Raw genomic sequence first — 12464 nt, 5'->3', positions numbered from 1 at the left:
CCTGAATTCGTATGCAATCATCAACTGCCTATACAACGCTTCTGCAACGTATTGACGAGTATAAAAGACGCTATTTCCAAAACCAGTTGGTAAAGGGCAGTTTGCTTTTTGTTGCCTTATTGGGTACAGGTTATTTATTTATAAACACCGCAGAATTTGTAGGCCGATTTAATTCGGCAGGCCGTGGTGTTCTATTTTTTGGCTTTTTACTCACAGTGCTTGTTGGTCTATATATGCTGGTGGGGAAGCCACTGATGAGCTTATATGGTCTCAACAAACCTTTGACCAACGATGAAGCAGCCAAGCAAATCGGGACTTTTTTTCCGGAGGTAGGGGATAAGCTACTGAACACACTTCAACTCCAACGCATATCATCCGACCAAAGTGATTTGCTCCAGGCAAGCCTCAATCAGCGGTCGCAGCAGTTGCTCATTAACCGGTTTGCCAATGCCATACAAATCAGTCGTAACAGGCAATTTCTAAAATATGCGATTCCCCCGCTCGCGTTAATTTTATTGATCTTGGTAATTAACCCAGCGTTTTTCACTAAGTCCTCAACACGACTTGTCAACTATAATAAAGAATTTGTTGAAGAAGCGCCTTTTCAATTTGTTGTTCAAAACAAGTCGATGAAGGCTTTTCGAAACGAAGATTTTCCATTGTCAGTGAAGCTCACTGGCGACGTTTTACCACAGGCCGTTTACGTAGTAGCTAATGGAACACGGTTTAAGCTTGAGCAGAAAGGCGATAATTTCACGTATAATTTTGATAATCTTCAACGCGATTTAGACTTCCATTTAGAGGCCTCTGGCTTCAATTCTTCATCTTACAAAATTGCGCTGATTGACCGCCCGGCTGTACTCTCGTTTAACGTCCACCTCACTTACCCGGCTTATCTCAATAAACCATCTGAACAACTTTCTAACGTGGGCAACTTGCTGGTACCACAAGGAACTGTTGTGAATTGGGAGTTTGTAGCTGACCATACAGACTCTCTTCTTTTCCGATTCAATACTGATTTAAAGCCAACGCCGGCTCATTTAGAGGAAGCAAATAAGTTTGTTCTAAATCGCCGACTAATGCAAAATGCTCAGTACACAGTATCGCTTAAAAACGGGCAAATTTCTTCCCCATCGACGATCCAATATAATGTTCAAGTTATTCCAGATCGTTACCCACAAATTTCGGTTGATCGGATTCAGGACACGGTAACGTATGATTATATTGCACTTTCTGGCCTTGTTTCAGATGACTATGGGTTCTCGAAGATGCGGTTGAACTACAAAATCAATCGTAATGGAAAGGAGTCATCTACTTATGTTAAGGATATTCCGGTTAATCGTTCTACTACGTCCCAGAACTTTGTTTATAACTGGTCGCTGGATAGTTTGACGCTTGGACAGGAAGATCGGCTGGAATACTTTGTGCAGGTATGGGACAATGATGGCGTTAATGGTCCCAAGTCCAGCCGGTCAAATCAGCTAAATTTTGTGATTCCATCTAATGCTGAAATTCAGAAACAGGTCGATAAATCGGCGGAGAAAACAGAGCAGCAAATAGATAATGCGCTAAGTAAAACACAGGAGATTAAGAAGGAGTTGAACCAGATGGAAGACCGGATGCGGACGAAGAAGACTTCCGATTTTCAGGATAAAAAGCAGCTTCAGGACATTTTGCAAAAGCGCGAAGAGTTAATGAAGGAAGTACAGAAACTGCAGGAGCAACTCCAGAAGACAAACGATACTCAACAACGATTCGCTGAGAAAAACCAGGCGATGCGGGATAAAATGGAGCAACTTCAAAAGCTGTTTAGTGAATTGCTTGACCCAGAATCCAAACAGCTATATGAGCAGTTAAAACAATTGCTGGAGCGTAAGCAGGATGAGAAGGCGTCTGATATGCTCGAAAAGCTAAGTCGCAAAGAGAAGAATATGGAGCGTGATTTAGACCGTGCCCTGAAGCTTTTTAAGCAAATGCAGTTAGAACAGAAGGTTAACAACATCGCTGAAAACTTAGAGAAGCAGGCTGAAAATCTAGAGAAGCAAGCCGAGGAAAATAACAAGAAAGATGAGATATCTCAGGAGCAGCAAAAGCAACAGGAGAAGTCTCAGGAAGACTTTAAAAACACGCAGGACCAACTAAAGGAACTTGAGAAGCAGGCAGAGAAAGATGATTTAAATAAGCCAGATCCTTCCGAAAAAGAGCAGGAGGACATTAAAAAGGAAATGGAGGAAGCGACAAAAAGCATGAAAAGCGACCAAGGTAAGAAGGCTGCTTCCTCTCAGAAAAAGTCGGCAAAATCAATGAAAGCCATGAGTAAAGCCATGAAAGAATCTATGCAATCTTCGGAAATGGAAGAGATGCAGGAGAACATGGACGACTTACGGAACATCCTTGACAACCTCATTACGTTATCCTTTGGGCAGGAGCGAGTGATGAAAGATTTCCGGGGTATGAGTTTGCAGGACCCCCGTGTCACTAAGCTTTCTCAGGAGCAGCTAAAACTGCAGGATGACGCCAAGATTATTGAAGATAGTCTGAACGCCTTGGCCAGCCGTGTGGTGCAAATTCAATCATTTGTTACCCGCGAATTAACGAACATGAAGTCGTACATGGACGAAAGTGTTCAGCAATTGCGTGACCGGCGCTTAAACATGGCTTCTTCCAAGCAGCAATTTGCTATGACTTCTATCAATAATTTAGCCCTAATGTTGAGTGATGTATTGAAAAATATGCAGCAGCAAATGAACGCAATGGCAATGCCAGGCAAGGGTAAAGGCGATAAAAAAGGTAGTAAACCCGGCGAAGGTGAGATGAGTGAGATGCAAAAGCAACTCAATGGTAAGATGAAAGAATTGCAAAAAGGAGGCAAGTCGGGAAGGGGCCTCTCTGAGGAGCTTTCCGAAATGGCGGCTCAACAAGCTATGATACGTAGCATGCTTAAGAAATTAGAAGAGAATGCAAAAGGCACTGAAGCGGGTAAAATGCAGGAGAAGCAGGTAAAAGATTTGATGGAAAAGATGGATGAAGCAGAAACTGACTTAGTCAACAAACGCGTTAATCCAACCACTATCAATCGGCAAAATGAAATTCTCACTCGTTTACTTGAATCGGAGAAAGCCCTTAAACAGCAAGAAGAAGATCCAAAACGGGAAGCAGAAGCAGCTAAATCAGCCAAACGTAGTACTCCTTCTTTCTTTGACTCTACGAATTTACAGAACAAAACGAAACAGATTGAAGTATTGCGTTCAGTTACGCCGAACTACAACCTATTTTATAAAAAAGAAGCAAATCAGTATTTACAAAAAGTGAGTAAGTAATTTCTCTTTCACTTTTAAACCGCAGACTTGGCACAAAGGTCTGCGGTTTTTTGTTGCCTAGATATTGCAATTTCGATCACGTTTTATCTTTTCATCAACTTTCAACAATTTTGTGAAAAGTTTCCACGTGAAACATTTTTTTAAAAAACACTAGAAATGTATTCTTCATACGATGTCATTGTAGTAGGGGCAGGGCACGCGGGTTGCGAAGCAGCAAGTGCAGCAGCAACCATGGGTTCCAGTGTATTACTTATAACAATGAATATGCAGACAATCGCCCAAATGTCCTGCAATCCTGCCATGGGTGGAGTTGCCAAAGGTCAGATCGTACGTGAAGTTGATGCTTTAGGTGGTTTGTCGGGTATCATTAGTGATAAAAGCATGATTCAATTTCGGATGCTAAATCGCTCAAAAGGACCTGCCATGTGGAGTCCACGTTGTCAAAGCGATCGAAATGTTTTTGCCTGGGAATGGAGAAAAGCATTAGAATCAAACAGGAATATTGATTTCTGGCAGGATACAGTCAATGAAGTCTTAGTAAAAGATGGTAGGATAACGGGAGTAAAAACAAGTTTAGGCGTTGAGTTTATTGCCAAATCGGTTGTCTTGACAAACGGTACGTTCCTTAATGGAAAGATGTTTATCGGCGAAAAAGTATTTGGTGGAGGTCGAACCGCCGAACGTTCTGCAACGGGTTTAACCGAACAATTGATTGGTTTAGGTTTTGAGTCAGGTCGTATGAAAACGGGTACTCCACCACGAGTAGATGGCCGAAGCTTAAATTACGACTTAATGGAGGAACAGCTAGGTGATGAAAAACCAGGCAAGTTTTCTTACACAGATACACCCGCTCTAACAAAACAACGTAGTTGCTGGGTCACATACACAAATCAAGCAGTACACGATGAACTGAAAACCGGCTTTGACAAGTCACCAATGTTCACTGGCCGAATAAAAGGGTTGGGACCTCGCTATTGCCCCTCTGTTGAAGATAAAATAAATCGCTTCGCAGATAAAGATAGGCATCAGATTTTTGTAGAGCCAGAGGGCTGGGATACCGTGGAGATATATGTTAATGGTTTCTCTACTTCATTACCGGAAACTGTTCAATACAACGCATTACGTAAAATTCCGGGTTTTGAGAATGTACGGATGTTTCGTCCGGGGTATGCCGTTGAGTATGATTTTTTTCCGCCGACTCAATTAAAGACAACTTTAGAAACTCAGCTTGTACATAATCTCTTCTTCGCTGGCCAAATAAATGGGACGACAGGATATGAGGAAGCAGCTTGCCAGGGACTCATGGCAGGCATAAATGCGCATCGAAATGCGTACGAAGAAGCCGAATTTACCATCAAACGATCTGAAGGATATATAGGTGTTCTGATTGATGACCTCATCACGAAAGGTACAGAGGAGCCTTATCGTATGTTTACTTCCAGAGCAGAATATCGAACATTACTTCGGCAGGACAACGCTGATTTAAGGCTTACAGAAAAAGGCTACGCTATCGGTTTAGCTTCGCAGGAACGCTATGATACCATGACGGCTAAACGAGCTGGTATAGCCGAATTGACCAATTCAATTCGAACTGCAAAAGTGAAACCAGAAGAAATAAATAGCTGGCTTGAAACCAAAGGAAGCGCTCTGCTACGTGAAAAAAGCAGTTTTTATACTTTGCTTAAGCGGCCGGAGATTGAGCAGGAAGACGTAAAAAACTTACTGAAATTAGTAGCTGACATGCCAGAGATTAGGGTAGGGGAGGAGGTAATAGAACAGACTGTTATTGAAATAAAATATGAAGACTACCTTAATCGTGAAAAACAGAACGCGGACAAGTTAGACAAGTGGGAGAACCTGTCAATAAATCCCACGTTTGACTATGACCGATTAAAGGCACTTTCTTTCGAAGGAAAGGAAAAATTAAAGCGATTGCGTCCTTCTACGATTGGTCAGGCATCTCGAATTAGTGGCGTCAGCCCGTCCGATGTTTCTATTTTATTGGTCTATATGGGCCGGTAACAGTTTTATCTAAGTTCTGATTATAAATTGCCTACTGCATATAATCAGAACTTTTTTGTTTTACTAAAGTCAATTCAAAGTTTTGGAAACCATAAGTCAATGCCCAGTCTGCGGCAACAGAACGTTCGATTCATTTTTAGCCTGTAAAGATTATTTGGTGAGTAATCAGAATTTTGCTATCCAGCAATGTCAGCAGTGCAGTTTCCGACTTACGAATCCCCGACCTGATGCTGATTCAGTTGGCTCATATTATAAATCTGAGCAGTACATCTCGCATAATGATGAAAGCAGCGGCTTACTTAACACAGCATATCGTCTAGTTCGAAACTATACATTAAAGTCGAAATTGAATTTGATCAGAAAGTTGAATGGAAATAAACAGGGTACTATATTAGATGTAGGTTGTGGAACAGGAGCTTTTTTGGAAAGTTGCCAATTAGGGGGGTGGCAGGTAACAGGTATGGAGCCAGATGATGATGCGCGCGCTTTAGCCTTAAAAAAACTGCAAGCCGAAATTAAACCTGATCTGAAATCACTGGCAGGAGTAAAGCCATTTAATATTATCACTCTATGGCATGTGCTCGAACACATTCCTACTTTGAATGAAACCATTCCACAACTTCATAAACTGCTTGCCGAACAGGGTACCTTATTAATTGCAGTGCCGAATTCGGATTCCTACGATGCTCGTGCCTTTAAGCAATACTGGGCTGCCTACGATGTGCCAAGGCACTCACATCACTTTACACCTTCAACGATAGAACCCCTTTTCAAGAAGCATAGCTTCAAATTAGTTGGTCAACGCCCTATGCTGTTCGATGCGTTTTATATAGCTATGCTTAGTACTCGTTATCAGACTGGAAAAACCAATTACTTAAAAAGTGTACAGATAGGTTTGTCATCAAATGCAGAAGCTAAACACACGGGTAATTACTCCAGCCTAATCTATCTCTTCAAGAAAGACTGATTATCCACCTGATTTTCTGAATAATATCGCTTATTTATGCCTATACGGTAAAGGTCAATTCTAAATTAAAAAAGTTAAATTTTAGTGTGAATAAACATGTGTATAACCAGATAGTAGGTGTGGAAAACTTGTTCACAAACGTATGCATACATGTGGAAGAGTAGCGAAGTAATCCACATACCATTTTAAAGAGGTAGCATATGTGGAGAAACGCGTACATATCACAACTAGCTCCACAAATTTTCCCCAGTAAAATATGTGTATAAAAACTATGCACAAATCCACAAGGTTAAAATAATAATAATGTGGATAAAATGTTATTTATTTAGAAATGAATCTGTTACAAGTGGATAAGTAAAGTAAAGCTTGTGGATATCTTGCTACTTTTATCCACATTGATTAACTTAAAAAGTGGACAACCAGTTTGTACACATATCCACACGACTAATAGGTATAATAACGTTTCTTTTAAAAAGCTTTTTTATAAAATGTTAATAAGGTCAAAAGTCATTATCGCATTACTATGGGTGTTGTCGATGGGGTTGGCCTGGGGACAGACTGGAGCAGCGTTGGCTGAAGAATATTATAAAGCTGGCGAATTTGATAAAGCAGCCAGCGAGTATGCCAAGTTGTTAAAAACAGACGTAACGTGGGATAAACTATCACGATACGTATATAGTCTGCAAAAAAGCAACAAAAGAGAAGATGCGATCAAGTACTTGCGCAAGCAGCAACGTAGCGACGAACCGAATCGGGCCTACTACGAATTGCTAAGCGGCCAACTGGCAACCCAACAGGGAGATACAACCCTGGCAAAAACACATTATACAGCAGCTATTCAAGCCAGCAAATCATCTGTTCCTAAACTTGAAAAGATTGCGACTGCCTTCAACGAAGCAGGAGAGACGCGCTGGGCAATCCGATCGATTGAAACGATACGTGACGTCAGTAAAGATCCAACGGCTCACAGTGAGGAATTGATGAGCCTATACAAAGCAACGGGTCAAACTGAAAAAGCGATTGATGAAATCATTACAACCAGTAAGCAGTCAGATAAGAAAGAAACTGTTTTAGCCGCACTGCAGGGCTTCATCAACACCAAAGATGAGCCACTTGTGGAAAAAGCCTTGTACTCCAAGATTCAGTTAGAGCCGAACGAATTAGCATACAATGAACTCCTGATTTGGTATTTTGTCCAGAAGCAAAAATTTAGCCGCGCTCTGCTACAGGAGAAAGCTACCGATAAACGCATGAAATTGAATGGTAGTCGGGTCTATGATCTGGGCATGCTGGCCATGAATAACAAGGAATACAGAACAGCGGCTGAGGCATTTGAATATATTTATACAACTTATCCACAGGGCCAGCTTTATCCATTTGCGCGCCGACTCGTTATCAATGCTCGGGAAGAGCAGGTGAAAAATACATACCCAGTAGATAAGCTTGAAATTCGAAAACTCATTGGCGATTATCAACGAATGTTGCAGGAGATCGGTACAAACGTTAAGACGCTCGAAGCGTTACGTAGTACCGCTAACCTTTACGGTAATTACCTCGATAGCAAAGACACAGCCCTAACTGTGTTGGACATGGCCATTGATTTAGGAAAAACGGACAAAAACTTTGTGGATCGCTGTAAACTTGACAAAGGTGATATCTACTTGCTCAAAGGAGAACCTTGGGAATCTACATTGCTGTATTCGCAGGTTGAAAAATCGCAGAAGGAAGAATTGTTAGGGTATGAAGCTAAGTTAAAAAACGCTAAACTTCATTATTACAGGGGCAACCTAGTCGTTGCGAAAGATTTGCTCGACGTGCTGAAATTAGCTACGTCCCGCGAAATCGCTAATGATGCTGAGCAGTTAAGTTTATTAATTGTGGATAACACCGGCTTAGATAGCACAGAAGCAGCCATGCGCGAATATGCATCAATTGATTTACTGCTCTTCCAGAATAAAACCGATGAAGCAGTAAGTGCGCTGAATCAGATGTTGACCAAATATGCTGACCATAGCTTAGTGGATGAGATCCTATGGCTGCGAGCCAATACGTATCTGAAACAGGGTAAAACAGCTGAAGCACTTGAAGACCTGAAGAAAATCGTTAGTAAATATCCAAATGACATTCTGGGGGACGACGCTCTTTTCACTCAGGCAAGAATTTACGAGGAACGACTTAAAGACAAAAATGCAGCAATGGAGGCTTATCAGAAAGTATTAACACAGTATCCCGGAAGTATATACGGAGCAGAAGCCCGTAAACGCTTCCGGGCATTACGAGGAGATACAGTAAATTAGTTGTTCACAAAACGTATCAGTTCTGAACAGGGTTATCCACAAAAAAGGCCTATTTCTGCTAGAAATAGGCCCTTTTTGTGGATAACCCTGAGTTTTAGGACACAGTTTGAAGTAAAGATTCTTTAAAACTTTCATACAAAGCAGGAATATGAATGCTTTGCTTTGTTCGATCCGCTAGAATTGCTAATCGTTCGGGTACATCAACTGGTTTATTTAATACATCCTCAACCAAAGGCTTAAACTTCGATGGATGCGCAGTTGCTAAAGCGACACCCACAAAATCGCTCTTGGTTTCGTTCATGTAAGCTTGCAAGCCCATTATACCAATAGCCGTATGAGGACAGGTGACGTAGCTATATTGATCATAAATTTGTCGCATGCCAGCTCGTGTTTCATCGTCATTGTAGAAATAGCCAGAAACATTCGCCTTAAAACGGTCGTAATCGTTGCCGTAGAGATTTGCTAATCGAACAAAATTACTTGGACTCCCCACATCCATAGCATTTGAAATGGTGGCAATTGAAGACTTAGGAGAATAGATACCAGTTTCGAGGTAGACCGGTACAACCTGATTTAAATTAGTTGCTGCGACAAAATGAGCTATCGGTAAACCCATTTGCTGAACCATAGCTCCAGCACTCAGATTTCCAAAATTGCCACTTGGCGTCGAAAAAACGACAGGCTTCTCCTGTTGACGGACTTGGCCATATGCCCGAACGTAGTAAAACCCTTGAGGAATAAGCCGAAAGATATTAATTGAATTAGCTGATGACAAAGACAATTGAGAATTCAGCTCAAGATCAATAAAGGCTTGCTTCACGATAGCCTGGCAATCATCAAAAGAACCATCTACCTCGAACGCCTGCACATTACCGCCAAGTGTAGTAAGCTGTTTTTCCTGTAACTCACTAACGCGCCCACTTGGATACAAAATCGAGACGCGAACGCCCGGCACATTATGAAAGCCCATGGCAACGGCTCCACCTGTGTCGCCCGAAGTTGCAACGAGGATATTTACTTCTTTATCACTTTGCTTCGAATAATAAGACATCAAAGCAGCCATATAACGTGCTCCAACATCTTTAAAAGCCAAAGATGGTCCATGAAATAACTCCAGAACACCCATTTTACCAGGTTCCAATTCAACGACTGGCGTATCAAATGGAAACGCGTGGTGGGTAAGTTCTTCTAAATCTGCGTTACTTATTTCAGTCCCAAATAAAGCCTGACTGATGGCAAAACCAATATCGGCTAACGATCGTCCTGCAATAGCTTCAAAGAAGTCAGCACCCAAACGGGGTAGGGGTGTTGGCATGTACAAACCTTTATCCGAAGGCATACTATGAAAAAGAGCTTCCTTGGCAGTTACCGAAGTTTGCGGGCTATTCGTGCTATAAAAACGCATAAGTAAAATCAAAATAGGATAACAAAGTACGTCAAATCAGCCCAATGAATCGAATTTGAGCTAATGAAATGTGGAAAACAAATGTAGATGATTGGATAAATGTGTATGAATTGGATACGTAGCGTAATCCGTAAATTTGTGAAAACTCGTACACATCATCATGTCTTTCGGATTATTTAACGTACCAACCCCGGCCAATGAACCGGTTAAAGAGTACCGCCCCGGTTCACCTGAGCGTGAAGCCCTTAAACTAGCCTTACAGGATTTTCGCTCACAGGAAACCGATATTCCCATGTATATCGATGGACAGGAAGTTCGTTCCGATCGAAAACTTCGGGTTGCCCCCCCCCATGACCATCAGCATACGCTAGGTTATTTTTATGAAGGTGACAGTCAGCATGTTAATCAAGCGATTGAGGCTGCTTTAGCCGCCAAAGATGCTTGGGCAAATTTGTCATGGGAGCATCGGGCAAGCATTTTTCTAAAAGCCGCCGATCTTATTGCCGGTCCCTACCGGGCTCGGATCAATGCAGCCACTATGCTGGGCCAATCAAAAAATGCGTATCAAGCTGAAATTGATTCAGCTTGCGAACTGATTGACTTCTTACGCTTTAATGTTCATTACGCAACTGATATTTACCGACAACAGCCTAATTCATCGCCAGGAGTCTGGAATCGATTGGAATATCGCCCACTTGAAGGTTTTGTCTTTGCATTAACGCCATTCAATTTTACTGCTATTGCTGGCAACCTCCCTACCTCAGCTGCATTAATGGGCAATACGGTTGTCTGGAAACCCGCTTACACGCAAGTCTTATCGGCTAAAGTAATAATGGAAGTGCTTCTGGAAGCCGGTTTGCCAAATGGAGTTATCAACCTTATTTATGTGGATGGGCCAGTTGCCGGTGAGGTCATATTCAATCACCAAGATTTTGCTGGAATACACTTTACGGGTAGCACAGGTGTTTTTCAACAAATCTGGGGAACAATTGGCGCCAATATCCACAAGTACAAAAGTTATCCACGTATCGTGGGTGAAACGGGTGGAAAAGATTTCGTGCTGGTTCATAAATCAGCGGATTCTGACGAAGTAGCTACGGGATTGGTAAGGGGAGCTTTCGAATACCAAGGCCAGAAATGTTCAGCCGCGTCCCGTGCCTATGTGCCGTCAACCCTCTGGCCAGCTATTGAAGCCAGAATGAAACAATTCTTGGGGAAAATGAAAATGGGCGTAACCGAAGACTTTACAAACTTCATTAACGCCGTGATCGACGAAAAATCTTTCAAAAAAATTACTGCCTATATTGATGAAGCGAAGCAAAATAGCCAGGTGAGTATCGTATCAGGAGGTAACTACGATGGATCAAAAGGGTATTTTGTTGAGCCAACCGTATTGAAAGTGAACGATCCGAAGTACCGGACCATGTGTGAGGAAATTTTTGGGCCTGTCCTGTCTATATATGTTTATGAGCCTTCTGAGTTTGAAAATGTAGTAAAACTTGTGAATGATACGTCACCATATGCGCTCACAGGATCAATCTTTGCGAAAGACCGCTATGTAATCGAACAGGTCTCACACAGCCTTCAGAATGCTGCAGGGAACTTTTATATCAATGATAAACCAACAGGAGCTGTCGTAGGGCAACAACCATTTGGGGGAGCAAGAGCATCGGGAACAAATGATAAAGCAGGATCAGCCTTAAACCTATATCGCTGGGTTTCAGCTCGTACTATAAAAGAGACCTATGTATCGCCAAAACATTATGGATATCCCTTTCTACAAGGTGAATAAATATTTTTGAAAAAGTTTAGAACAACACTTGCATTTCGTATAAAAGTCTCTTAATTTTGCACTCCCAAATCAGAGAAGAGAGGCAGATAAAATTATATAAGAGCCTTTTTATCAATAAGTTAAGAAATAAAGAGTTGTGTAACTAACGAAAATATTTTTTAACTTTTTCTTGACAAAGATAATTGAGTGCCGTACCTTTGCACTCCCAAATATAAGGAAGGTCAACAACGGTTGACCACCATCTCGAAAGAGAGACAGTTCTTTGACGTATTGACATCAATAGGTTAGCACTTAATAAGGCTATAAACATCGTGATTAGCTTTGGTTAGTCACACAATTATTTACGATGGAGAGTTTGATCCTGGCTCAGGATGAACGCTAGCGGCAGGCCTAATACATGCAAGTCGAACGGTTCGCAAGAACAGTGGCAAACGGGTGCGTAACGCGTAAGCAACCTGCCTCAAACTGGGGGATAGCCCGGCGAAAGCTGGGGTAAACCCGCACGGTTCCCATTTATCACCTGGTAGTTGGGGTAAACATTTATGGGTTTGAGAGGGGCTTGCGTCTGATTAGTTAGTTGGCAGGGTAACGGCCTACCAAGACGATGATCAGTAGGGGTTCTGAGAGGATTGGCCCCCACATGGGTACTGAGATACGGACC

Annotated in this window: 6 protein-coding genes and 1 rRNA gene; 6 read left to right on the top strand and 1 reads right to left on the bottom strand. The window is 42.0% G+C overall.

Annotated elements, in window-relative coordinates; genetic code table 11:
* Nucleotides 1–11 precede the first annotated feature (11 nt).
* The 4 genes from BM202_RS09170 (at nt 12) to BM202_RS09155 (ending at nt 8606) form a co-directional block, all read left to right on the top strand.
* Nucleotides 12–3320 (top strand): DUF4175 family protein, encoded by a 3309-nt coding sequence (locus tag BM202_RS09170; protein WP_093825244.1) that lies wholly within the window; start codon nt 12–14, stop codon nt 3318–3320.
* Between the two features lie 156 nt (nt 3321–3476).
* Nucleotides 3477–5342, top strand: coding sequence for a tRNA uridine-5-carboxymethylaminomethyl(34) synthesis enzyme MnmG (gene mnmG, locus BM202_RS09165; protein WP_093825242.1), 1866 nt, complete (start codon nt 3477–3479; stop codon nt 5340–5342).
* Between the two features lie 82 nt (nt 5343–5424).
* The gene (locus BM202_RS09160; protein ID WP_093825240.1) at nt 5425–6309 is read left to right on the top strand and encodes a class I SAM-dependent methyltransferase; all 885 of its coding nucleotides are present in this window, start codon (nt 5425–5427) and stop codon (nt 6307–6309) included.
* Between the two features lie 488 nt (nt 6310–6797).
* Nucleotides 6798–8606 carry a tetratricopeptide repeat protein gene (locus BM202_RS09155; protein WP_245776599.1) on the top strand — a complete coding sequence of 603 codons (1809 nt, stop codon included), beginning with the start codon at nt 6798–6800 and terminating at the stop codon, nt 8604–8606.
* Between the two features lie 94 nt (nt 8607–8700).
* Here BM202_RS09155 and thrC read toward each other — a convergent pair whose 3' ends face one another.
* Complete coding sequence (thrC, locus tag BM202_RS09150) at nt 8701–10011, bottom strand: threonine synthase (RefSeq protein WP_093825238.1); 1311 nt, start codon at nt 10009–10011, stop codon at nt 8701–8703.
* Nucleotides 10012–10171: 160 nt separating this feature from the next.
* On the opposite strand from thrC, the gene pruA reads away from it, so the two are divergent.
* Nucleotides 10172–11803 carry an L-glutamate gamma-semialdehyde dehydrogenase gene (gene pruA / locus BM202_RS09145; RefSeq protein WP_093825236.1) on the top strand — a complete coding sequence of 544 codons (1632 nt, stop codon included), beginning with the start codon at nt 10172–10174 and terminating at the stop codon, nt 11801–11803.
* A 343-nt stretch (nt 11804–12146) separates the two neighbouring features.
* A 16S ribosomal RNA gene (locus BM202_RS09140) occupies nt 12147–12464 on the top strand; the annotation flags it as partial.

This window comes from Spirosoma endophyticum (assembly GCF_900112365.1).
GTDB classification, from domain to species: Bacteria; Bacteroidota; Bacteroidia; order Cytophagales; family Spirosomataceae; genus Spirosoma; species Spirosoma endophyticum.
The sequence above is the reverse complement of the archived record's forward strand: the minus strand, read 5'-3'. Positions and strand labels throughout refer to the sequence as shown.